General features: G+C 63.4%; 24 protein-coding genes. 10 read left to right on the top strand and 14 right to left on the bottom strand.

Going from position 1 to position 21,530, the window contains the following annotated elements; genetic code table 11:
- Nucleotides 1–131: 131 nt before the first annotated feature.
- The 8 genes from HJC04_RS16175 to HJC04_RS16140 all read left to right on the top strand — a co-directional run bounded on the left by HJC04_RS16175 (nt 132) and on the right by HJC04_RS16140 (nt 5,618).
- Nucleotides 132–683: a cytochrome b gene (locus HJC04_RS16175; RefSeq protein WP_221146623.1), complete on the top strand. Its 552-nt coding sequence runs from the start codon at nt 132–134 to the stop codon at nt 681–683.
- Between the two features lie 57 nt (nt 684–740).
- Nucleotides 741–1,139 (top strand): hypothetical protein, encoded by a 399-nt coding sequence (locus tag HJC04_RS31770; RefSeq protein ID WP_247241736.1) that lies wholly within the window; start codon nt 741–743, stop codon nt 1,137–1,139.
- Nucleotides 1,140–1,230: 91 nt separating this feature from the next.
- Nucleotides 1,231–1,458, top strand: coding sequence for a hypothetical protein (locus HJC04_RS16165; RefSeq protein WP_210631335.1), 228 nt, complete (start codon nt 1,231–1,233; stop codon nt 1,456–1,458).
- On the top strand, nt 1,455–2,918 hold the full coding sequence (locus HJC04_RS16160; RefSeq protein ID WP_221146622.1) for a TolC family protein: 1,464 nt from the start codon (nt 1,455–1,457) through the stop codon (nt 2,916–2,918). The genes HJC04_RS16165 and HJC04_RS16160 overlap by 4 nt, the downstream gene beginning before the upstream one ends.
- 14 nt (nt 2,919–2,932) lie before the next feature.
- Nucleotides 2,933–4,279, top strand: a complete 1,347-nt coding sequence (locus HJC04_RS16155; protein ID WP_210631337.1) for a multicopper oxidase family protein — start codon at nt 2,933–2,935, stop codon at nt 4,277–4,279.
- A 33-nt stretch (nt 4,280–4,312) separates the two neighbouring features.
- The gene (locus HJC04_RS16150; protein WP_210631338.1) at nt 4,313–4,792 is read left to right on the top strand and encodes a plastocyanin/azurin family copper-binding protein; all 480 of its coding nucleotides are present in this window, start codon (nt 4,313–4,315) and stop codon (nt 4,790–4,792) included.
- A gap of 20 nt (nt 4,793–4,812) precedes the next feature.
- A complete protein-coding gene (locus tag HJC04_RS16145; protein WP_210631339.1) occupies nt 4,813–5,100 on the top strand; it encodes a copper-binding protein in 288 nt (95 codons plus the stop codon).
- Nucleotides 5,101–5,156: 56 nt separating this feature from the next.
- Nucleotides 5,157–5,618: a DUF411 domain-containing protein gene (locus HJC04_RS16140; protein ID WP_210631340.1), complete on the top strand. Its 462-nt coding sequence runs from the start codon at nt 5,157–5,159 to the stop codon at nt 5,616–5,618.
- A 34-nt stretch (nt 5,619–5,652) separates the two neighbouring features.
- On the opposite strand, the gene HJC04_RS16135 is transcribed toward HJC04_RS16140, so the two are convergent.
- From HJC04_RS16135 to HJC04_RS16095, 9 genes are all read right to left on the bottom strand, one after another.
- Complete coding sequence (locus tag HJC04_RS16135) at nt 5,653–6,021, bottom strand: hypothetical protein (protein ID WP_210631341.1); 369 nt, start codon at nt 6,019–6,021, stop codon at nt 5,653–5,655.
- Between the two features lie 80 nt (nt 6,022–6,101).
- Nucleotides 6,102–6,593 (bottom strand): EF-hand domain-containing protein, encoded by a 492-nt coding sequence (locus tag HJC04_RS16130; protein ID WP_405047655.1) that lies wholly within the window; start codon nt 6,591–6,593, stop codon nt 6,102–6,104.
- Between the two features lie 92 nt (nt 6,594–6,685).
- Nucleotides 6,686–8,914, bottom strand: coding sequence for a copper-translocating P-type ATPase (locus HJC04_RS16125; protein ID WP_221146621.1), 2,229 nt, complete (start codon nt 8,912–8,914; stop codon nt 6,686–6,688).
- On the bottom strand, nt 8,907–9,584 hold the full coding sequence (locus HJC04_RS16120; RefSeq protein ID WP_210631343.1) for an isoprenylcysteine carboxylmethyltransferase family protein: 678 nt from the start codon (nt 9,582–9,584) through the stop codon (nt 8,907–8,909). The genes HJC04_RS16125 and HJC04_RS16120 overlap by 8 nt, the downstream gene beginning before the upstream one ends.
- A complete protein-coding gene (locus HJC04_RS16115) occupies nt 9,577–9,846 on the bottom strand; it encodes a DUF2933 domain-containing protein (RefSeq protein ID WP_210631344.1) in 270 nt (89 codons plus the stop codon). The genes HJC04_RS16120 and HJC04_RS16115 overlap by 8 nt, the downstream gene beginning before the upstream one ends.
- A gap of 55 nt (nt 9,847–9,901) precedes the next feature.
- Nucleotides 9,902–11,383 (bottom strand): multicopper oxidase family protein, encoded by a 1,482-nt coding sequence (locus tag HJC04_RS16110; RefSeq protein ID WP_210631345.1) that lies wholly within the window; start codon nt 11,381–11,383, stop codon nt 9,902–9,904.
- Nucleotides 11,384–11,488: 105 nt separating this feature from the next.
- Nucleotides 11,489–11,872: a hypothetical protein gene (locus HJC04_RS16105; RefSeq protein WP_221146620.1), complete on the bottom strand. Its 384-nt coding sequence runs from the start codon at nt 11,870–11,872 to the stop codon at nt 11,489–11,491.
- 20 nt (nt 11,873–11,892) lie between these two features.
- Complete coding sequence (locus tag HJC04_RS16100; protein WP_221146619.1) at nt 11,893–12,198, bottom strand: hypothetical protein; 306 nt, start codon at nt 12,196–12,198, stop codon at nt 11,893–11,895.
- Between the two features lie 156 nt (nt 12,199–12,354).
- Nucleotides 12,355–13,860 (bottom strand): winged helix-turn-helix domain-containing tetratricopeptide repeat protein, encoded by a 1,506-nt coding sequence (locus HJC04_RS16095; protein WP_221146618.1) that lies wholly within the window; start codon nt 13,858–13,860, stop codon nt 12,355–12,357.
- A 139-nt stretch (nt 13,861–13,999) separates the two neighbouring features.
- On the opposite strand from HJC04_RS16095, the gene HJC04_RS16090 reads away from it, so the two are divergent.
- Nucleotides 14,000–15,202 carry an MFS transporter gene (locus tag HJC04_RS16090; protein WP_221146617.1) on the top strand — a complete coding sequence of 401 codons (1,203 nt, stop codon included), beginning with the start codon at nt 14,000–14,002 and terminating at the stop codon, nt 15,200–15,202.
- 72 nt (nt 15,203–15,274) lie between these two features.
- Nucleotides 15,275–16,243 carry a substrate-binding domain-containing protein gene (locus HJC04_RS16085; protein ID WP_221146616.1) on the top strand — a complete coding sequence of 323 codons (969 nt, stop codon included), beginning with the start codon at nt 15,275–15,277 and terminating at the stop codon, nt 16,241–16,243.
- Nucleotides 16,244–16,315: 72 nt separating this feature from the next.
- On the opposite strand, the gene HJC04_RS16080 is transcribed toward HJC04_RS16085, so the two are convergent.
- The 5 genes from HJC04_RS16080 to HJC04_RS16060 are packed head-to-tail and all read right to left on the bottom strand — an operon-like array spanning nt 16,316 to nt 21,361.
- Complete coding sequence (locus tag HJC04_RS16080) at nt 16,316–17,581, bottom strand: ABC transporter substrate-binding protein (RefSeq protein ID WP_221146615.1); 1,266 nt, start codon at nt 17,579–17,581, stop codon at nt 16,316–16,318.
- A gap of 25 nt (nt 17,582–17,606) precedes the next feature.
- Nucleotides 17,607–18,440, bottom strand: coding sequence for a carbohydrate ABC transporter permease (locus HJC04_RS16075; RefSeq protein WP_221146614.1), 834 nt, complete (start codon nt 18,438–18,440; stop codon nt 17,607–17,609).
- Nucleotides 18,437–19,360, bottom strand: coding sequence for a carbohydrate ABC transporter permease (locus HJC04_RS16070; protein WP_210631352.1), 924 nt, complete (start codon nt 19,358–19,360; stop codon nt 18,437–18,439). Before HJC04_RS16070 ends, HJC04_RS16075 begins: the two co-directional genes overlap by 4 nt.
- Nucleotides 19,353–20,534 (bottom strand): ABC transporter ATP-binding protein, encoded by a 1,182-nt coding sequence (locus HJC04_RS16065; protein ID WP_210631353.1) that lies wholly within the window; start codon nt 20,532–20,534, stop codon nt 19,353–19,355. The genes HJC04_RS16070 and HJC04_RS16065 overlap by 8 nt, the downstream gene beginning before the upstream one ends.
- A complete protein-coding gene (locus HJC04_RS16060) occupies nt 20,531–21,361 on the bottom strand; it encodes a metallophosphoesterase (RefSeq protein WP_221146613.1) in 831 nt (276 codons plus the stop codon). The genes HJC04_RS16065 and HJC04_RS16060 overlap by 4 nt, the downstream gene beginning before the upstream one ends.
- Nucleotides 21,362–21,530: the final 169 nt, after the last annotated feature.

Raw genomic sequence — 21,530 nt, 5'->3', positions numbered from 1 at the left:
GCTTCCACGCATATCCCTTCTCATCTGGGCAGCAAGAGGGCGGATACCCTCCCCGATGTTCTCGGCAATGGGCCGATGACGAAGCGTTAACCGCCGCCGAATAATCTGCGGCTCTGGCTCGGAGTGGATTAATGAGAGGCGGCTATTCGCTCGTTCAGATAGGGCTTCACTGGCTGGTCGCCTTCATGGTGCCGGTGCAGTATCTGACTGGCGGCAGCATCGAGAGAATTCATCATGCAGTCCACATGGGGATGACGCCGTCTGCGTGGGACGTCGTCCAGCATCAGCTCCACAACTACGCGGGGATCGGCATTGGCCTGCTGATGGGCGTGCGGCTCGTTCTCCGCATATTTCAGCCGCCCGAGCCTGCCGCGCCCGGCACATGGACCGGACGGATCGCCACGGCGCTTCATCACGTCTTCTACGCCGCAATCATCGGACAGGCCTGCATGGGGGGCGTCGCCAGCTATTTCTGGTTCGGAATCGCACACTACCATGTCGTGGGCTCGAAGATCATCCTGGCGATGGTGGCATTGCATCTTGCCGCAGCGGCCTGGCACACGCTGGTCGCCCGTGACGAGACAGTGGACCGGATGCTGCTGCCGCGGCCAGCAAAAAAACGTCTAAGTGGCCAGCCTCAACCCCGCGGGATGCGTCATATTAAGGACTCATGTCGGCAATAGCTAGGTCCGCGATTGAAAACGGGCTGCATTACCTGTAGCTCTTCGGGAATGGCAAAGATGTACCGAATCACAGTGAGCATGTTGCTCGTTATGATGCGGCTGGTGATCGTTGTATCACTGGCCGGGTACTCGTTGGCGAACGCCAGTGCGGCGATGCATGGCTCAGCATTCCCGGAACTGCGCGTCGCCGCCGCAGAGATGATGCCGTCCCATGAAGGCCACGACTTGGCGGAAGCGGGCCACCACGACCATTCGCGCATCGATATGCCCGATGACGATGGAGGTCCATCGAAGCTCGTCAAGCAGGAATGCTGCAAGGATTTCTGCGGCGGCCTCGGCATCATTTGTGAAAGCCCCTACGTCGGTGGGCCAGTTGTAACCTCGATCCGGCAGTTCCTGGACGACCGCACGACCTTCGGCGAACAGCCGCCGCTCCACCGCCCTCCGAATATCTGAATAGAGACGCGCCCGCTCGATCGGGTCCATTCGGTCGCCGCCTGGCTTCGGGCGAGCGCCCGTAGGTTATCTCTTATTCGGAAATTTCATAATGAAACGCTCGTTTTTCGTGGTGGGGCTGCCGCTTGTCATCGGCGGCTGCGCATCCACGCTTCCTCCCGACGTGGTGGCATCTTCCGCCGCGATCGAACAGCCCTCGCCGCGCCCTATCGCATATCGGTCGCCGGTTTCGGGCTATGTTGGCAGGCAGCCCGTCGATCCCAAGCCGTGGCGTAGACAGAACGATCTGCAGTCTCCCGCGAAAGGAGACGCCTCATGATCGGCCTCAGAAAATTAACGTCCGTGCTGGCGGTCCCGCTGGTGCTGAGCGGTTGCGTCACGGGCGCCGAATATTCCAGCAAGCAAGCAGGGTTCGCTTCCGTTGCCGACAAGACCGCAATAGCGACGGCAAAGCAAACGGTTTGGATCCAGAACCAGGTTCAGGCGCGCTCTGTCGCCGCAGAGGTCAAAAATCTGCTCGCGCGACGGAGAATCCTCGACGTCGAGACGGCGGTTCAGATCGCCCTGCTCAACAATAAGGGCCTTCAGGCTGCCTACGCCGATCTCGGCGACAGTGCGGCCGATGCCTGGCAGTCGACCATGCTCATCAACCCGACAGTCTCCATCGGCACGACAGGCTTCGGCACACCTGGATTGGAGGCCTTCAAGACCATCGAGGGGATGATCACGACGAACATCCTGGCGCTTGCGACGAGGAACCGTGACGTGGCGATCGCCGACACCCGCTTCCGCCAGGCGCAACTGACCGCTGCCGTAAGAACGCTACAGGTCGCCGCCGAGACGCGGGGCGCCTGGATCGGGGCGGTGGCCGCCTGGGAGAATGTCGGGCAGCTGCAACGCGCCCAGGCGACGGCGGACGCTGCTTCCGAACTTGCGGAGAAACTTGGCGAGACTGGCGCGATGACCAAGGGCGCCCAGGCGCGCGAACATGTGTTCGTCGCCGAGCTCGCCGGCGAGACCGCGAAGGCGCGCCTCGCAGCTCGTCTCGCCAAGGAGGAACTGACACGGCTGATGGGTCTCTGGGGGGCCGACCTGGACTACCAGATTCCGAACAGCCTGCCGCCGCTGCCCAAGGCCGTCGCCCGACGCGATACGATCGAGGCCGAGGCTCTGAGGAACCGCATCGATCTTCAGGTGGCGAAGCTTGAGCTGGAGGCAACCGCAAGGTCGTACGGGCTCACCAAAGCGACGCGTTATGTCACCGATCTCGAGATCCTGACTGGCTTCGAAACGGAACGGGAAATCGAGGACGAGGAGAAGATCACCAGAACCACCGGCCAGGTCGAGCTGGAGTTCGCGATCCCGATCTTCGACACCGGCAAGGCGCGGATGCGCAAGGCCGAGCTGGCCTATATGCGGGCGGCAAACCAGCTCGCGGAGAAGGCCGTCAACGTCCGCTCGGAAGCACGCTCGGCATACGAGGCCTATCGCTCGAACTACGACATCGCGCGGCACTACAGCAACAATGTCGTGCCGCTGCGCACCAAGGTCGAGGAGGAATCCCTCCTGACCTACAACGGCATGATCTCCAACACCTTCGAGCTGCTCACCGACACGCGCGACAAGATCAACTCCATCCTGCTCTCCGTCAACGCCAAGCGCGATTTCTGGCTCGCCGAAGCCAACCTTGCGCCTGCGATTTACGGCGGCGGCGCGACCAGCGCGCCGGCAGAGACCGAAGTCGCCGCTGCTTCCGGCAGCAGCGGCGGCGGCCATTGAGAAAGGAACCCACCATGTTCAACAGACGACAACTGTTCGGTGCGAGCGCATCCCTGTTGGCGGCCGGCGCCTGGACGAAAACCTCGGCGATGGGTCTGCCCGACGCCGCGACAATGGAGTCGGCGGACATGCAGCCGCCGCTCCATCCGACTTCCGGCCCGGATTACCAGCCGGTCGTCACCCTCAACGGCTGGACCCTGCCCCACCGGACGAACAACGGCGTCAAGGAGTTCCACCTCGTCGCAGAGCCGGTCGAACGCGAGATGGCCGACGGCATGACCGCATATCTCTGGGGCTATAACGGCCAGTCTCCGGGTCCGACCATCGAGGCGGTCGAAGGCGACCGGGTGCGCATCTTCGTCACCAACAAGCTGCCGGAACACACGACGATTCACTGGCACGGCATGATTCTGCCGTCAGGCATGGATGGCGTCGGCGGGTTGACGCAGCCGCACATTCCGGTCGGCAAGACCTATGTCTACGAGTTCGATCTCGTGAAGTCGGGCACCTTCATGTACCACCCGCATTCCGACGAGATGGTGCAGATGGCCATGGGCATGATGGGCTTCTTCGTTGTCCATCCCAAGGACCCCGCGTTCATGCGCGTCGACCGCGACTTCGTCTTCCTGCTCAACGCCTATGACATCGATCCCGGCTCGTATGTGCCGAGGGTCATGGAGATGACCGACTTCAACATGTGGTGCTGGAACAGCCGCGTGTTTCCGGACATCAGCCCGCTGGTCGTTTCCAGGAACGACCGCGTGCGAGTGCGGGTCGGCAACCTTACGATGACGAACCACCCGGTTCACATGCATGGTTATGACTTCGAGGTGACATGCACGGATGGCGGATGGGTGCGGCCCGAGGCTCGATGGCCGGAGGTGAGCATCGATATCCCCGTCGGCGCCATGCGCGCCTATGAGTTCGACGCCAAATACCTCGGCGACTGGGCGATCCACTGCCACAAGTCGCATCACACGATGAACGCGATGGGCCACGACATCCCGACCTTCATCGGCGCGGATAAGTCGAAGCTCGCCGAGAAGATCAGGAAGCTGCAACCGGATTACATGCCAATGGGCACCAAGGGCATGGCCGATATGGGCGAAATGGAAATGCCCATTCCCGAGAACACTGTTCCGATGATGACCGGCTGGGGGCCGCATGGCCCGATCGAGATGGGCGGCATGTTCTCGGTCGTGAAGGTCCGCGAGGGCATCTCGGCGGACGATTACTCCGATCCGGGCTGGTACGAGAACCCGCCCGGAACGCAGGCCTGGGAGTGGACTGGCGAGCTGCCGGACGCCGCCAGGGCCAAAGACGCGAAGACGCAAATCACGCCGAAGCCGACGAACGGCTGAGATTCAGTATCCCACATCAAAAAGGATCTACGCATGAAGAATTATGTAATGGCACTGGCACTCGCCGCGCTTGCAACCCCTGCCCTCGCCTCCGGCAATCACGCCGGCGGTCACGGCGAGAAAATGGCTGTCGGAGAGCCTGGCGACAAGGCCAAGGCGACACAGACGATCCGCGTCACGATGAAGGAAACCCACGACGGCAGGATGTTGTTCACGCCCGCGGTCTTCAACGTTCGCAAGGGACAGACCATCAAGATCGCGATCAAGAACGCCGGCACCGTCGACCACGAATTCGTGCTCGATCAGGAGGAAAAGATCCTGGAGCACAAGAAGGTGATGGAAAAGTTCCCGGAAATGGAACATGCCGACGCCAACTCCATCCGCCTTCCGGCCGGTCAATCCGGCGAGATCGTCTGGAAGTTCACCACCGACGGCGAGTTCAAGTTCGCCTGCCTGATTCCCGGCCACTACGAAGCCGGCATGCACGGCGACGTCACCGTCGCCGGGAAGTAACGCGCAAAAGGAGCCATGAAATGAAAACTGCAATGATCAAAATCAGCCTAGCCGCCCTGCTCTCTTTCAGTGCAGCCTTCGGTGCGTTTGCTGCGGAGTTCACCAAGGGCGTGGTCAACAAGGTCGACGCCAAGGCGAAGAAGGTCACCATCAAGCACGAGGACCTGAAGAACCTCGACATGCCGGCGATGACGATGGTCTTCCGCGTCGAGGACCCGGCTCTGCTCGAAAAGCTGAAGGAAGGATCGAGCATCGAGTTCGTTGCCGAACGCGTGAATGGCAAGCTGACCGTCACCGAAGTAAAATAACGCACTCCCTGTCGCTCGGATACATCCGGGCGACAGGGCATCGAGGAGTGGAGACGATGCACAGGAGAAGCTTCATCGCAATGGCGGCGTCCGCCCTTGCGCTTCGTGGCGGAGGGGCCTTCGCCGCCACAACGGCGAGAATGACGGTCTACAAGGATCCGAACTGCGGTTGCTGTCACGAATGGTTGAAGGCTATGGCTGCGGCGGGATATTCCGTCGATGCCCACAACACCGACGACCTCGCCGCGGTAAAGGCTCGGCTGGGCGTTCCCGCCGACTTGGTGGGATGCCACACCGCCGTCGTCGAGGAATACTACCTCGAGGGACACGTGCCACTCGAGGCCGTCCAGCGACTGCTGCGGGAGCGGCCGCCGCTCCGGGGACTGGCCGTGCCGGGCATGCCGTCCGGTTCGTTGGGAATGGGCGACGACCCGCAGGCGTCCTACGACGTTTATGCGATCCCGTCGGGGATCGGTGCCTCATACGTGTTCATGGAAATCCGCCCGCCGAAGGGTTAACGCGTCGATTGAACAAAGCATGCCGCAATGCCGATCAGGAGAGCGGGGCGTTGCAGAGCGCTGACCAGAGATCGTGTTTCCAGTCGGTTCCCGGCCGCGCCGAAACGTCAACCGCATAGTCGGCGGAATTGATCCGGACCATGGCGGGCGAAACGCATCGCACCCTCGCCTTGTGTCTTCCTCCGTCTTGATAGAGCACAGCCCCGCCACCGTCGAATTCCGACAGCGTGATGACGACGTCGAAGTCGAAGGCGTGATCGCGGGACGCAGTTCCCTCCGCTAGACTGAGGCTGACCGACCGGCTGCCGCCGAACGAAGCGGTGTGGAATACGGCAAGCTCGGCCGCCGCCGACATCGATGCGGACTGCGCGCAAAGGAGCAAAGTCAGAAGGACACGGCGCATTTACCCCTCCCGTGGTGAATGCATTTCGATCCTATCATATCCTTGGAGGCTTCGCGACAGGGCCTTCGGGGTCGCCTCCGCTATGGCCTCCAGAACGTCTGCATCTCTTCGGGTGTGACCTTGCCGTCCTTGTTGGCGTCTACGCTACCGAAGATCCGCTTGTGGATCGCCGTCACCTCCTCGAAGGACAGCGCGCCATCCCCGTCGGTGTCGGCGATCGCGAACATGATCTTCATCATGGGTCCGCGCATAGCCATCGTTGGCATCGCCCCCATCATGCCGGGCTGCATCGGCATGCCCCCGGCCGCGCCAGGCTGCATCATCATGCACTGCATTGGCATCGTATTGCCTTTGCCTTGTCCCATCATGCCGGACTGCATCATGCCTGATCCGCCCGGCATCGCGCCCTGGCCTTGCACGGTCGTGTCCTCCATTCCCGACGGCTGAGTCGCCTGCGCCGGGTCCGCAGGATGATGGGGATCCGCCCCGCTCGTCTGCGCAAGGGCGAGCTCTGCACTGCCGACGGCAATCGCCGCGGCCAGCAGGATAACATTTGGCATTGTCATTCCCATGTCGTTTCTCCTTTGGCTGGTTCTATCCGCGCCCGCTTGCCGGGAACAGGATGGATGCGAATGCCGTGTCCAGCGGGCGAGCCGCAGGTCACCTAGTCAATGGCCGAACGGCGCAGCCTGAGCGAGTTGCCGATGACGCTGACCGATGACAGCGCCATGGCCGCGGCCGCGATGATCGGCGAGAGCAGCAGCCCGAAGGCGGGATAGAGTACGCCTGCAGCGATGGGCACGCCCGCCGCGTTGTAGATGAAGGCGAAGAACAGGTTCTGGCGAATGTTGCTCATGGTCGCATGGCTGAGCTTGCGGGCCTTTGCGATCCCCTGCAAGTCGCCCTTCAGCAGCGTGACGCCCGCGCTCTCGATCGCCACGTCGGTCCCCGTTCCCATGGCGATGCCCACGTCGGCGGCGGCAAGTGCAGGGGCGTCATTGACCCCGTCTCCTGCCATGGCGACGACGCGTCCTTCGCTTCGGAGCCGCGCGACCACCTTGCCCTTGTCCTCCGGCAGGATCTCGGCCTCGACCTCGTCGATGCCGAGCTTTCTCGCCACGGCCTGCGCCGTCGTCCTGTTGTCTCCGGTCAGCATGACGACGCGGATGTTCTCCTCCTTCAGCGAACGCAGCGCGGCGGGCGTGGTCGTCTTGACTGGATCGGCAATGGCGATGAGACCGCCCACCTTGCCGTCAATGGCTACGTAGATCACCGTCGCACCCTCGCCGCGCAGCGTCTCGGCCTCGGCCGCGAGCGACGACAAGTCGACGCCGGCCTCGGCCATGATCCAATGGCTGCCGATGACGAGATTCCGCCCGTCGACCGTACCGGTGACGCCCTTGCCGACGGGACTGTCGAACTCGCGGGCCTCGCCCAGGGCAAGGCTCCTCTCCTGCGCCGCGGCGACGATGGCCGCGGCGAGTGGGTGTTCGCTGGCACGTTCGAGCGTTGCGGCCAGCCGCAGGAGTTCGGATTCGTCGAATCCTTGGACGGCCTTCAATGCAGTCGCCTTCGGCCTGCCTTCCGTCAGCGTGCCGGTCTTGTCGACGACGAGCGTATCGATCTTCTCGAAGCGTTCCAGCGCCTCGGCGTTCTTGATCAGCACACCCATCCTCGCGCCACGTCCGACCCCGACCATGATCGACATCGGCGTCGCCAGCCCCAGCGCGCACGGACAGGCGATGATCAGCACGGCGACGGCGGCGACGAGGCCGTGGGCGAAGCGCGGCTCCGGCCCCCAGACGCCCCAGGCCACGAAGGCAGCGACTGCGACCAAAATCACCGCTGGGACGAACCAGCCCGACACCTGGTCGGCGAGCCGCTGGATCGGCGCGCGGGAGCGCTGGGCCTCGGCTACCATGCGGACGATCTGCGAGAGCATCGTGTCGCGTCCAACTTTGCCCGCCTTCATGACAAAACCACCGCTCTGGTTCATCGTGCCGCCGATCAGCCTGGCGCCTACCTCCTTCGTGACCGGCATGGATTCGCCGGTGATCATGGATTCGTCTACGGAGCTACGCCCCTCTAGCAGCTCCCCGTCGACCGGGACCTTCTCGCCCGGACGGACGCGCAGGCGGTCGCCAACTGCGACAACATCGAGCACGACGTCCTCGTCCGCACCATCGTCCCGAATGCGGCGGGCGGTCTTCGGGGCAAGATCAAGCAGCGCCCGGATCGCGCCGCCGGTCTGCTCCCGCGCCCTGAGCTCAAGCACCTGGCCCAGCAACACCAGCACGGTGATGACTGCGGCCGCCTCGAAATAGATAGCAACCGAACCGTCGGCGGCGCGGAACGTGGCAGGAAAGATGTCCGGTGCCGCCGTTGCGACGACGCTGTAGACCCACGCGACGCCCGTTCCCATCGCGATCAGCGTGAACATGTTGAGGCTGCGGTTGACGAGCGAGGCCCAGGCCCGCTTGAAGAACGGCGATCCCGCCCAGAGCACGACCGGCGTTGCCAGCACGAGCTGGATCCAGTTGGAAAGCTGCGCGCCGAGCAGCATGTGCAGGTTGGTGAGATGACCTCCCATCTCCAGGGCTAGGACCGGTAAGGTCAGCACGAGACCGATCCAGAACCGCCAGGTCATGTCGACGAGCTCGGCGCTCGGTCCTGCCGCTTCGGTCGCGACCTCGGGCTCCAGCGTCATGCCGCAGATCGGGCAGGTGCCGGGTCCGACCTGCCGGATCTGCGGATGCATCGGGCAGGTATAGATAACGCCTTCCAGAGGCCTCGGAGCAGTGCCCACCTGCACGACAGGCTTCTTGTCTTCCTGATGACGATAATGATCGTTATGGGCGTGCGCGTGGGCTTCATGCGAGTGATGGTCAGTCATGGACCGCTCCTCCTCGACTGCTTCCGGCTGCATCCGCGCCATGACCAAGCCTCGGAATAAATGGCGGAACGGTTCTGGCATACGCGTCCCACGCAGCTCCAAACTCCGCTCTGGAGGCCTCCTCCTCCCGCCTCGCAAGTCGCACGTACACCCACACCAGCACCGGGAACATCGCGAGCGTCACGAGCGTCGGCCACTGCAGCAGGAATCCAATCATGATCACAACGAAAGCGTCGTATTGCGGATGCCGGACGCGAGCGTACGGACCTGTGGTCGCCAGGCGATTCTCGCGCTGAGCGGCATAGAGCACGTGCCAGCTCGAGGCGAGCAGCCAGAAGCCGGCGATGATCAGCACATTGCTGGCGAGGTGAAACGGCCCGAAATGCGGATTGACCCGCCAGCCGAACATCATCTCGAGAAGGTGGCCGGCGTCGTGCGACCAGAAGTCGACGCCCGGGAACTGGCGCCCGAGCCAGCCGGACAGCAGGTAGATCGTCAGGGGGAAGCCGTACATCTCCGTGAAGAGCGCGACGACGAAGGCGGAGAAAGGACCGAGCGACCGCCAGTCCCGATTCGTCCCGAGCTTCGTGAAGCTCGCGGCAAAGACGATGAACACCACGGAATTGATGATCACCAGGCTCCAGAGCCCGTAGGCAGGGGTGTCAGACATCGTCGGCCTCCTTCCGGTCCTGCTTGCTCATGCCAGCCCGATAGTTGGCATGGTCCTGGCCGGAATGGCCGCCATGACCGCCGTGGCCGTGATGCATGAAGAGATGCATCAGCGGGCAGGCCAGGATGAGGAGCCATGGCAGGATGCCGAGGACATGCACACGGTGTTCGTATGCGATGAGGGCCAGCGCGATCGCGGCGAAGGCGATGAAGACGGTTCGGCTGTAGCTGCTCCAGGCCGACGGAGGATGATTGTCGTTCATGAGGATGCCTCGTTCTAATGAATTCGCAGGAGGCTTCGCGGTTCTCGGAGCCGCGTCAACCGATGCCGTCGTAGGTGACGAAGGCCATCATGCCCGACGCCATGTGGTAGAGGTGATGGCAGTGCAGCGGCCAGCGGCCGGGATTGTCGGCGTCGAACGCCAGGACGACGCTCGCCATCGGCGGCAGCAGAACCGTGTCCCTGACCGCGCCGGCGACGGGGGTTCCGTTGATGCCGACCACCTGGAAATGATGCCCGTGCAGGTGCATCGGATGCGCCATCATCGAGGAATTGGTGATGGCGATCTCGATCCGCTCGCCGCGTTTGACCACCAGACCGTCCGCGCCGTCGATGCCCCAGGCGTAGGAGGCCATGTCGCCGCCCAGCGACAGCTTGAAGAGGCGGTCTGTGGCGCGAGCAGCCAGCGGTCTCAGGGAAAGTAGTCGCTGTTCCAGACCGAGCCCGAGGACTGGCCCCTTGGCGTCACCCGCGTCCGCGACCCTACGAACGTCCGCGCCAGCCGTGGCAAGGATCACGCCTGTGCGTTCCAATGCTCCTTCGCGCAGAGCAAGGACGGGAAACGCGCCGCCATCCTTCGGAATGCTGAGGCGAATGTCGAGGCGCTGTCCCATCGACACCGGGAAGGACGTCCCGGCGACCGGCTGCACGCCCTGCCCGTCGACGGCAAACAGTTCCCCGGAGAGGCTCCCCGTGTCGATGGTGAATGCGGTGGCGGTGGCGCCGTTGATGATGCGCAGGCGGATTCGGCCGCCTTTCTCGACCTTTACGATCTCGGGATCGTCGAGCGTTTGGTCGTTGGCGAGATAGGCGTCATAGTCGATGTCGTTGACATCCATGGCCATTGCCGGCGTCGCCATGCCCGCCATGTTGTCGCCGGACATCATATGCTGCATGCCGGCCATACCTTGCATCGAGCCGAGGTGAGCCGGCATGCCGCCGGAGGCGCCGTTCCCTTTCAGCTTTGCCAGCAATTCCTCCGCCGACAGAAACGAGAAATCGTGGAGCAGCACGATCACCTCCTGTTCGTCGCGCAGCTTGTCATCTGCCGCCTGCACGATCAGCGGAGCCGCGAGCAGGTTCTGCTCCTGTAGCGTATGGGCGTGCATCCAGTGCGTACCGCCCGCGCCAACCGGGAAGGTGTAGTGGCGACTTTCCGATGGCTTCAGCAGTGCGGCCGGATTGTCTGGGACGCCATCTGCAGCCCAGGGCGGGGTCAGACCGTGCCAGTGGATCAGCGTCGGCTGGTCGATGGCGCTCGACAGCACGACGTCGAATTCCGTTCCGGCGTCCAACGCGAGTCCCGGCGTTCCGTCCGGTCGGACGAGGCCGAAGACGCGGGCGGACTTGCCCTTCACCTCAATGGTTCGATAGCCGATCGAGAGTGCATGAGGTGTCATCTGTGGTGCGGATGAGGGTCCGGCCTGCTGCGCGAAGGCGCAGAGGGGTCGAAGGCCGGTCGATGTGCCGAGCGCTGCAGCGCCGGCCATCAGACCATTCAAGAAATTACGGCGATTCATTGCAGTTGGTCCTTTATCCGGATCGGCGGTGCCGACCATTGGTCTGGGTGTCCGCAAGGAGGCCCGCGGAACGACCGGATAGCGCCGAGGCGCAATCCGGCATCCTCAGACTGGGAAACGAGGAGGGCCTAGCGTGGGAGGAGACGCCAGGCCGCTGCCGGTCTGATTGCGCCACGCAAAAGGAAGAAAAGAACTTTGGGCTGCCGGAGCTTCGAGACGGTCGATCAAGACCGCGGCAATGCAAAAACCGCATGGCGCGGAGCAGCAGGCTGTATGGTCGGGTGCTTGAGAGCCGGTATGACGCCAGGTATGGGCATCGCTGTGGAGGGGGGAGCGTTCGAACTGCTCTTGGACCGAAGGGTCATGAACCGAACCGTCATGGCATTGCATCGCTTGCAAGCCGGACGCCGGAACGAAAAGAAGCGCCAGCGCGATCAGGACGGCCTGCAATGCGCTCATCCAATCGAAACAGCAGCGGTCGGCGGCCATCTGTCCGGCTCCGTTCCCCCTCAGCCGAAACGTCGGCTGATGAAATTGAAGATAGTGGCAATCAGCGCACCCGCATAGCCGCCGAAGATAAGGCTTTGAACGATGCCGAGCACCAAGCTTCGAACATCGAAACCGGTCAGCCCCAGGTAGAACTGCAGCCATGGCCTATGCAGACCCCATTCCGGGGAGATGAAACCGAGCAGCATGCACAGCAGGAATGAGATGGTGGCGAAGGCGGCGAGCGTCGCGCCGAGCACCGGCACGGAGACATGCCCCGGCATCGCCGGGGAACTTGCAGGTTGAGCATGAAGAACAGTGTTTGCCATCGAACGATCCTCCGACCGGCCGCGGTTGCAGCCGTGACGACAGCGCAATCATCTGCCCGCTCGTCGCAAACTTCCTTGATTCAAATCAAATACGGAAGCCGCCCGACGCTAAGGCTCGCCCGGCGCCTTCGAATGCCGCTTGTACGCGAGATGCGGTCAGGGGAGCCCAGCTTTGCGGTAACCATCGACGAAATGCTCAAGCGTAGCCGCCTCGCGGAAAGGCTCCATCGTCGCCCAGTGACTGGTTGAAAAATGGGGGTTGGCGACGAGGAACAGTTCGGCTTCGGCACGCGCCTCGTCGAGCCGGCCGAGCTGGGCCAGGCTGGCCGCCAGGAACCGGCGTGAGCTTGTGCGATAGGTCTCATCCCGCCGCAGCGTCTCGATAGCGGCCTCGTATTTCCCCGCCGCATACTGCGCTTGGCCGAGCGCCAGATAATACCAGCTTGCCGGAAAGGGGTTCAGCCGGAATGCCTTGCCGATATGCTCCAGCCCCTCGTCGATCCGTCCGGCGAGGACCGAGATATCGGATAATGCGGCAAAGGTGTCCGCCTCATTCGGATCGAGTTCGATTGCCTTGGCGAATTGAGCATCCGCCTCGACGAAATCGCGTGCATAAGCAAGCAGATAGGCGAGAACCCAACGGCAGCCGGCATCGTTCGGATCGATCGCAATAGCCTTGCGCGCCAGTTCCAGAGCAGCGTCGCGGTTCGATTCCGTCGGCCTGCCGCTATGGACCCATCCCATCCAGTGGTTCATGGCAAGCCAGCGATAGGCCTCGGCATAGTCCGGGTCGAGGCTGACAGCGCGCGTCAGCATCAGATGCGCTTCCTCGGCTGCCTGCGGGGAATCGTCCATCAGCTTGCGCGCCCGCACGCAGAGGTCGTAGGCATCGAGGTTCTTCGGCCGATTTCGCGGCGGCGGCGCGCGCAGCCGACCGAGCAGCGCTTCGACGATCCTGGCCGTCACCTCGTCCTGAACCGCGAAGATATCGTCCAGGCTGCGATCGATGCGATCCGCCCAGAGATGATCGCCGCTCGCCGCGTCGATCAGCTTGGCGTTGATGCGCACGCGCCCGGCGGCACGCCTTGCGCTGCCCTCGAGCAGGTAGCGCACACCGAGCTCCTCGGCGATTTCTCGCACGTGCGTGGCTCGGCCCTTGTAGGCGAAGACCGAGTTGCGGGCGATGACGAACAGCCCGGGCATCCTGGAGAGGTCGGTGATAAGGTCTTCCGTCAGCCCGTCCGCGAAGGATTCCTGTTCGGGATCGTTGCCGATATTCAGGAAGGGCAGCACGGCGATCGACGGTTTATCAGGCAGCGGCAAGGTTTTTCGCCTCATGCCGCTCAGCCGATGCACGGCTCCCGTGAAGCGGTAACCGACGCGCGGAACCGTTGCAATCCATTCACCGCCGCCGGCGGACGAGCCGAGCAGCTTGCGCAGCCGCGCGATCTGGACGGTGAGGTTGCCTTCCTCGACCGCCATGCCTTGCCAGGCCGCGTCCATCAGATCGGTCTTCGCGAGGATTTCTCCCGTTCGCCCGACGAGCGCCGCAAGCAGCTTCAGCCCGCGGTGGCTGATGGCAACGGGATCATCGTTCCGAAGCAGCGTTCCCGCATCCGGATCAAGCACGAACGGACCAAAGGCAAAGCGCGATCCCTGCATAAAGCGGATCTATAGTCCGTTTGGAAGTTTTTGAGAACGTTTTGGCGAGGCTTAATTACGCCGCTCCCCCTATCCTGCAGAATTCCATCCTCTTTCAACTCATGGGCTCGACCCACCATTGATCAAGGAGGAGATCTGCATGACCACCGCAAGCACGACATCACAGAGGGAGGATCGGATTCCATGGACTGCGATGGCCGGCATTATCGCGACGGTGACGGTGTTTGCCGCGGCGCAGGGACTGACCTACCCGCTGCTGAGTTTCATCCTGGAGCGACAGGGAATAACATCAGGCCTGATCGGCCTCTCGGCAGCGATGACGCCACTGGGTTTCATCATATCGGCGCCCCTCATTCCGGCGCTTTCGCGAGGCGTAGGCGGGGCGCGGCTGGCCATCCTCTGTTCGATCCTGGCTGCCCTTACCCTGGTCGCGATTGCCGGGACCCAGCAGGTCTGGGCCTGGATGCCGCTGCGTTTCCTGCTCGGCTTCTTTGCCAATCCGCTCTACGTGATCAGCGAAACCTGGCTGATCACGATCACGCCGGCACCGCGCCGCGGCCGAATCCTCGGCCTCTATTCATCGATCGTTTCGGCTGGTTTCGGCATCGGCCCACTATCCCTGGGCCTCGCCGGCACGGAAGGCTGGCCCCCCTTCACGATCGGCATCACGGCCTTCCTTGCCTGCGGCCTGATCGTGCTTGCCGTTGCCCCACACCTGCCTGACATGCCCGACGAAGGCAAGGCAACGTCGGTCGGCGGCTTCTTCGCGCTGGCGCCGCTGCTGCTGTTTGCGGTTTTCACCGCCGCCGCCTTCGAGCAGATCCTGCTTTCCCTGTTCACCGTTTATGGAACGGTACTCGGCAGCGCCGAGGAGCGTATCGCTTCGCTCATCACTTGTTTCGTCGCCGGCAATGCCATACTGCAGATCCTGCTCGGGCGGGCGGCCGAGCGGTTCGGCGCGCCGCGGACCATGTTGTTCTGTGTGCTGGCTTGCCTCACCGGCTGCCTGCTGCTGGCGTTCATCTTCAACACCTGGCTCGTCTGGCCGCTGGTTTTTGTCTGGGGCGGTGTCTCCTTCGGGCTCTACACCACATCGCTGATCGAGCTCGGCGAGCGTTTCAACGGCCGGACCCTGCTCGCCGGCAATGCAGCCTTCGCCTTCGCATGGGGCATCGGCGGCATGGCGGGCTCGCCGGCGGCCGGACTGGCGATGCAGCTGATCGGGCCTCAGGGTCTGCCACTATCTCTCGGTCTGCTCAGCGGTGTCCTGGCATTGCTTCTTTGGGGTGAGAAACGGCGCGGCGCCGCCTCTGACCGGCGCCCTCCCCGATCGCCGCAGTGAAGTGTCAGATCAATGTCATCGAAACCCTTTAAAGCGCCCCGCAATGAATTGGATTGATGCGAGGTGCTTTTGATGGCGACATTGCAGCAGGTCGCGTTCCGGGCAGGATGTTCGCTGGCGACCGCAAGCAGAGTTCTCAGCCGCAACGGACCAGCCAGCGATCTGATGGTGCGCAGGGTGCGCCGCGCCGCCGCGGAACTCGGCTATCATGCGGCCGGACGGCTCGGCCGCAGGCCGGTGGTCGGCGTCTTAATTCCAAGCATCACCAATCCGGTCTTTGCCTCGTCGCTGTCAAGCATCCAGAACCGCATGCTGGTCGCCGGCCATGGCGTGTTGATCGCCCAGTCGAATTACGATCCGGCACGCGAGGCCGATGCCGTCGCGGCGCTGCTGAACGACCGACCGACAGGGCTGATCCTGACTGTTTGCGATCCGTCGACCAGCGAGGCGCTGCTTGCCAGGCTGCCGCCGACCGTGCTGCTCCACAACCGGCCGACGGCACAGTTTCCGGCGGCGGTCACCGCCGACAATCGCGGCGCCGGCCGGGAGATCGCCACCTTCCTGATCGGCAGGGGCCATCGCCGCATTCTCTTCCTCTCCGGCAATTTCGCCGCCTCCGACCGGGCGCGGCTTCGCTACCAGGGTTATCTCGACGCGCTGGCCGAGGCCGGGCTGGCACCACTCGATGCCGTGCAGATCCCCTTCGTCGGCAGTTACGACCAGCTCGATCTCAGCACCATCATGACCGCGCTTGCGCCGACGGCGATCATCGCCTCCAACGATCTTCTGGCGCTCGGCGTCATTGGCGCGCTGAAGCGTGAGGGGCTTTCGGTGCCTGGGGATATTTCGGTCGCCGGCTTCGACGGCATCGCCATCGGCCGGCTGATCGATCCGCCGCTGACGACCATTGAAATGCCGGATGCCAGCATGGGGGCGACGGCGGCCTCGCTGCTTCTCGACATGGCGGAGAATGCCGCCCCTGCCCGCCATCTCGATGTCGCCTTTACGCTGCGCCGCGGCGGCACGGTGCGGCCCATCTGAGACGCTTGAAAACAAGAAGGGCCGCCCTGCGCTCGGCGTAGCGGCCCAACTCTTTCCTTATCGGAAAAGCGATCAGCTGCGCGGCAGCATGCCCTCGACATCAGCGGCCGCGTCGTCGAGCGCTTCCTTCGGCTCGGCCGACTGGTCGACGATGCGCGAGAGGTTGTCGACGATCGTCTGGGTGACCTTGACGCCGTTCGAGCCGGGGAAGGCATACCAGGGGATCATCACCGGCATCTGGCTGAGGCCAGCCTGGAACAGCGGGTTCTGCTTGTAGAAATCGCCGAGATATTCGGGCGACTTGGCGGCGAGCTCGTTGTTCGGGACATAACCGGTGCCGGGCACGACGACCGAGGCGCCGTAAGGGCCGGCAGCGAATTTGGCGAACTTCCAGGCGGCGTCCTGCTTGGCGGCGTCATGCGTTACGATGACGACGGCGTTACCGCCCGTCGGCAAGCGGCCGCTTAGCGGATTGATCAGCGGCATCTTGGCGGTGCGCAGATCGAACTTGTTACCAACGTTCTTGATCGTATTGCGCAAGGCGCCCGTCGTCTGGAATTCGAAACCGACCTTGCCGGCCGCGAAAGCCTGTTCGCCGGCGGGCTTGGTGAAAACCGGCATGCCGCCTTCGGTGACGAGGCGATGCAGGACTTCGACGGCCTTCTTGCCCTCCGGACCGTTGAAGGCGACCTTGCTTTCGTCGTCGCTCAGCATCTTGCCGCCGGCGCCGAAGAGGAGCGCGGAAAACATCCAGTCATCGCCCTGCCAGCGGAAATCGATGCCGTCGACGCCGTTGCCGAGCGCTTTGATCTTACCACCGAGCGCGATGACCTCGTCCCAGGTCTTCGGCGGATTATCGGGATTGCCGCCGGCCGCCTTCACGAGATCGGCGTTGTAATACATGATCGGGTTGGAAGTGGCGAAAGCGAGACCGACCTGCTTGCCCTTGACCTGGGCGAGCTTGAGGATCGTGTCAGAGAAGCCCTGCTCGGCCATGTTGCCGTCCTTCTGGACGAGCGGGCCGAGATCGATGGCGACGTCGCGCTCGTCGAGCATGCGCAGGCGGTTCAGGCCGATAAAGGTGATGTCGGGCATTTCGCTGGTGCCGGCCTGACGAAGGATCGTCTGGATGCCTTCCTCATAGGTCGCGGACGGGCTGGCGAACTGAATCTTGATGTCGGGGTTCTCAGCCATGAATTTCTTCGAGATCGTGTCCATCACGTCCTTGAAGAAGCCCGGCATCGGGTAATGAACCGTCAGCGTCGTCTCGGCATGCGCCGGAAGCGCGATTGCCAGGGATACGGCCGCTGCGGCGAGAAGCTGGGTGATATGTTTCATCGCTCGTTCTCCTGAGTTGAACCGATCAGCCTTTGAGACCGGTCATGGTGATGCCCTCGACGAAACGCTTCTGCGCAAGCAGGAAGGCGATGACGAGGGGAAGGGTAATCATGAGGGTGGCGGCCATTAGCGCGCCGTAGTCGTCGCCGGCTTCGGCGGCGCGAAAATACATCAGCCCGAGCGGCGGCGTGGCGTAGTCCTGCCTGCTGATGACGACCAGCGGCCAGTAGAGGTCATTCCAGTGCGCGACGACCGAGAAGATGGCGAAGGCAGTGACTGCAGGCCAGGCATTCGGCACGATGACGCGAGCGACGATGCCGAGCTCGGACATGCCGTCGAGACGCGCAGCATGGATGAGATCATCCGGCATGGCGCGAAAGAACTGCAGAAACATGAAGATCGCGAAGACCGAAATGGTGAAGGGCGCAACGAGGGCGGCGTAGCCGTTGAGCAGCGAGGCGTGGTCGAAGGCGACATAGAGCGGCAAGGCGGTCGCATGGATCGGCACCAGCAGGCCGAGCATGACCAGCACTATCATGGCACGTGCGGCCCCAAAGCGCAGTTTCGCCATCGCATAGGCGCAAGGGATCGCCACCAGCACCTGGAAGAAGAAGATCAGCCCACAGACGACGACGCCGTTCCACAGGAGCCGCGCCATCGGCACCCGGCTCAGGGCCCTGGCAAAATTCTCCGCATAGGTGAGGTGCGCCGGGATCAACGACAGCGACGAGGTAAAAATATCGCTCTGCGCCTTGCCTGCCGCCGAAATCATGAAGACGTAGGGCGAAAGGAAGATGATCGCGCCCAGGGAAAGCAGCGTCAGGCGGATGATCCGGCCGAGGGAAAAAGCGCGCGTCATGTGTAATGCACCCGCCGATCGAGGATGCGGAACTGCAGGAACATCAGCACCACGAGGATCAGGAGAAAGACAACGGTCATCGCCGAGGCGTAGCCGACGCGCAGGTAGACGAAACCTTCCTGGTAGATGGTAAAGAGCAGCACCTCCGACGCCTTGTTCGGCCCGCCTTCCGTCAGCGTCTTGACCGTCTCGAAGACCTTCACCGCGTTGGTGATGCTGATCGTGATGACGAAGAGCGTCGTCGGCCCGAGCATTGGCCAGGTGACGAGCAGGAAGCGATCGAGGGCGGATTTGGCGCCGTCCACTTCGGCTGCCGCGTAAAGTTCGCGCGGGATCGCCGTCAGCCCGGCCAGGAACAACACCATGTTGAAGCCGGCCGACTGCCAGACGCCGATGATCGAGAGGCTGTAGAGCACCGTGCCGGAACTGCCCAGCCAGTTCGGCCCTGGCAATCCCGCCAATGCCAGAAGCGCGTTGATGGGTCCGATGGTCGGATGAAACATATATTGCCAGACGGTCGCCATAGCGACGATCAGTGAGGCGACCGGCAGGAAATAAGCGGTGCGGAAGAAGCTGCGCGCCGCCGTCTCGCTCTCGATCAGCATGGCGATACCGAGGCCGAGAAGGATCGAGACGGGCGCGACGATCGCCGTATAGACCGTCGTATTCCAGAGCGACTTGCGGAACGTGCGGTCGGTGATCAGATGCGCGTAATTCTCGAAGCCGACGAAGCGGAACTTGCCGTAGCCGAGTTCGAAATCGGTAAAGCCGAGGAAGATGACAGCCGCGACCGGCAAAAGCACGAAGAGGAACAGCAGCACGATCGCCGGCAGCACCAGCATCCAGGCGATGCGGGCCTCGCTGCTCCGATGTGCAACGGCGGGATTGCCAACTACGCCCATGGAAACGACGTTAGCCATGCGCCCTCTCCCGCGCGATATCGCCTGCGGCGAGCTCATTGCCGGCCTCCGCGCGAGCGGCCAGCCGGCTGCCATCCTTGGCGAAAGCCATCGTCCGACCTGTGGCAAGCCGCAGCCCGACCGGATCGCCGGCGGCGAGGCCTGCAGCCTCCGGCGGCTGAACCTTGGCGATCACGGTCTCGCCGATCGCATCGAGACGGCAATGGAGGATGACCTCCGATCCCAGGAACTCGACGCGCTCGATCCGGGCGGCAAGCCCGTCCTGGCGGTTCCGGTCGAGAGAGACGAACTCGGGGCGAATGGCGAGCGTGACCGGCATCTTGCCGGCGGGCGAGTTTTCCAGCGTCAGGCGCAGGTCGCCAAAGGCAACCACACCGTCTTCGGCTTCCGCCGGCAGTTGATTGATGCGCGGCTGGCCGATGAAACGGGCGACCTCGACATGGGCGGGATCGTCATAGATGACCTCGGGGCTTGCGATCTGCAGCAACCGGCCGCCCATCATCACGGCGACGCGATCCGCCATCGACAGCGCTTCCGCCTGATCATGGGTGACGTAGAGCGTCGGCACGCCGGCGCGGCGATGCAGGTCGACGATCTCGCCCCGGGCGTGGACGCGCAGGTTGGCGTCGAGGTTGGACAGCGGCTCGTCCATCAGGAAGATGCTCGGCCGGCGCACCATGGCGCGGGCGAGCGCCACGCGCTGGCGCTGACCGCCGGACATCTGGCCGGGCTTGCGGTCGAGCAGGTGTTCGATCTTGAGTGATGTCGCCATTTCCCTGACGTCGCGGGCGATCGCCGCGCGGATGGCGCGCTGGCTCGGCATCAACGAACCGATGAAGGGCAGCCGTTGCATGTTCGACAGCCGGCGCATCGCCAACGGCACGGCGATATTCTGCGACGCCGTCAGATGCGGATAGAGGGCGTAGGACTGAAAGACCATGGCGATGTTGCGGTCGGCGGCTGCCACGCCCGACATATCTTTCCCGCCGATCAGGATCTCGCCCCCGTTGGCGTGGTCGAGGCCGGCAAGCACGCGCAGGAGCGTGCTCTTGCCGCAGCCGGAGGGACCCACCAGCGCGATGAATTCGCCGCCGCCGACATCGAGGCTGACGCCATTCAGGATCTGGTTACCGGCGAAGGACTTGGTGATGCCGCGAAGCGAGAGCGCGCTCATTCCACCGGTTCCCGCTGCTTGACCGCCTGGGGATAGACCTCGTGAACGACGTCATCGAGCACATGCGCGGTCATGCCGGGCACGGCGACGATCGCGCTTGCGACCGACGTATCGAACTCGTGGACGACGGCGCCGATCAGGCGCTCGCCCGGCATTTCCCGCTCCATCTTATCGATGATGAAGGCCGCCGACGGCCCCCATGTCAGCTGGGTGTTGCCGAAGCCGCCCTGCCAGGCCCAATGGAGGTGGCCGCTGGCGAAAAGAGCCACGTCATGGGCGGCGATCAGCTCGTAGAGCTGCTGGCGCTGAGCCGGCCGGACGCTCCAATAGCCGGTATCGCCTTCGTCGGGTGCATCCACGAACAGCGGCTTATGCGCGAACAGGGCCACGCGCCGCCCGGCCCTGTCGGCAAGCGCCCGCTCGAGCCATTCGAACTGCGCCTGCTCCTCATCGTCCTCATGACCGAGAAGCAGCGCGTTCAAGCCGATGAAGCGCCAGCCGGCTCCATCTTCCAGCCAGCGATCGGGGCCGGCGACGCTGCGCCAGCGGGCCAGCCGCTCGGCATTGACGGGCTGGTCCGAACCCTTGAGGTGGCCGACATCGTGATTGCCGGGAACGATTAGCATCGGGATCGATACCTGGCGCATGAGATCCATCGAGAAGACGATGTCCTCGTCCTTGTCGGCGCCGTCGACGGTGAGATCACCGGTATGGACGATCAGATCGGCGCCGGTCTCTTCGATCCAGCTTAAAAGTGGTGCCCAGTTGCCGTTGAAATGCGGCTTGCCGGGGCTGAAATGCGTGTCGGTGATCTGAATGATTTTCATGGGGCGCGCGCGTCTCCGAGAACCTCGGAAGCGTCTCCTGGACGCTCCCTTCTCGGCCCCTCTCTAGAGGGCTCCCATGTCAATCAGACAGCTGCGGTTTTCAGCTGTTTTTCAGTTTTGACGTCAATCCGTCACACAGGCGCAGGCCGCTCCCGCATCGGGAGCCGGC

This window comes from Rhizobium sp. NLR8a (genome assembly GCF_019685235.1).
GTDB lineage: Bacteria > Pseudomonadota > Alphaproteobacteria > Rhizobiales > Rhizobiaceae > Rhizobium.
This window is presented reverse-complemented; position numbering and strand designations above follow the sequence as displayed.

Coding starts and splice junctions, on each gene's coding strand:
- HJC04_RS16085 (WP_221146616.1), top strand. CDS start 15,275: ATGGCGACATTGCAGCAGGTCGCGTTCCGGGCAGGATGTTCGCTGGCG.
- HJC04_RS16120 (WP_210631343.1), bottom strand. CDS start 9,584: ATGTCTGACACCCCTGCCTACGGGCTCTGGAGCCTGGTGATCATCAAT.
- HJC04_RS16135 (WP_210631341.1), bottom strand. CDS start 6,021: ATGCGCCGTGTCCTTCTGACTTTGCTCCTTTGCGCGCAGTCCGCATCG.
- HJC04_RS16155 (WP_210631337.1), top strand. CDS start 2,933: ATGTTCAACAGACGACAACTGTTCGGTGCGAGCGCATCCCTGTTGGCG.
- HJC04_RS16070 (WP_210631352.1), bottom strand. CDS start 19,360: ATGGCTAACGTCGTTTCCATGGGCGTAGTTGGCAATCCCGCCGTTGCA.
- HJC04_RS16145 (WP_210631339.1), top strand. CDS start 4,813: ATGAAAACTGCAATGATCAAAATCAGCCTAGCCGCCCTGCTCTCTTTC.
- HJC04_RS16110 (WP_210631345.1), bottom strand. CDS start 11,383: ATGAATCGCCGTAATTTCTTGAATGGTCTGATGGCCGGCGCTGCAGCG.
- HJC04_RS16130 (WP_405047655.1), bottom strand. CDS start 6,593: ATGGGAATGACAATGCCAAATGTTATCCTGCTGGCCGCGGCGATTGCC.
- HJC04_RS16165 (WP_210631335.1), top strand. CDS start 1,231: ATGAAACGCTCGTTTTTCGTGGTGGGGCTGCCGCTTGTCATCGGCGGC.
- HJC04_RS16140 (WP_210631340.1), top strand. CDS start 5,157: ATGCACAGGAGAAGCTTCATCGCAATGGCGGCGTCCGCCCTTGCGCTT.
- HJC04_RS16150 (WP_210631338.1), top strand. CDS start 4,313: ATGAAGAATTATGTAATGGCACTGGCACTCGCCGCGCTTGCAACCCCT.
- HJC04_RS16125 (WP_221146621.1), bottom strand. CDS start 8,914: ATGACTGACCATCACTCGCATGAAGCCCACGCGCACGCCCATAACGAT.
- HJC04_RS16080 (WP_221146615.1), bottom strand. CDS start 17,581: ATGAAACATATCACCCAGCTTCTCGCCGCAGCGGCCGTATCCCTGGCA.
- HJC04_RS16065 (WP_210631353.1), bottom strand. CDS start 20,534: ATGAGCGCGCTCTCGCTTCGCGGCATCACCAAGTCCTTCGCCGGTAAC.
- HJC04_RS31770 (WP_247241736.1), top strand. CDS start 741: ATGTACCGAATCACAGTGAGCATGTTGCTCGTTATGATGCGGCTGGTG.
- HJC04_RS16075 (WP_221146614.1), bottom strand. CDS start 18,440: ATGACGCGCGCTTTTTCCCTCGGCCGGATCATCCGCCTGACGCTGCTT.
- HJC04_RS16105 (WP_221146620.1), bottom strand. CDS start 11,872: ATGGCCGCCGACCGCTGCTGTTTCGATTGGATGAGCGCATTGCAGGCC.
- HJC04_RS16095 (WP_221146618.1), bottom strand. CDS start 13,860: ATGCAGGGATCGCGCTTTGCCTTTGGTCCGTTCGTGCTTGATCCGGAT.
- HJC04_RS16160 (WP_221146622.1), top strand. CDS start 1,455: ATGATCGGCCTCAGAAAATTAACGTCCGTGCTGGCGGTCCCGCTGGTG.
- HJC04_RS16060 (WP_221146613.1), bottom strand. CDS start 21,361: ATGAAAATCATTCAGATCACCGACACGCATTTCAGCCCCGGCAAGCCG.
- HJC04_RS16090 (WP_221146617.1), top strand. CDS start 14,000: ATGACCACCGCAAGCACGACATCACAGAGGGAGGATCGGATTCCATGG.
- HJC04_RS16175 (WP_221146623.1), top strand. CDS start 132: ATGAGAGGCGGCTATTCGCTCGTTCAGATAGGGCTTCACTGGCTGGTC.
- HJC04_RS16100 (WP_221146619.1), bottom strand. CDS start 12,198: ATGGCAAACACTGTTCTTCATGCTCAACCTGCAAGTTCCCCGGCGATG.
- HJC04_RS16115 (WP_210631344.1), bottom strand. CDS start 9,846: ATGAACGACAATCATCCTCCGTCGGCCTGGAGCAGCTACAGCCGAACC.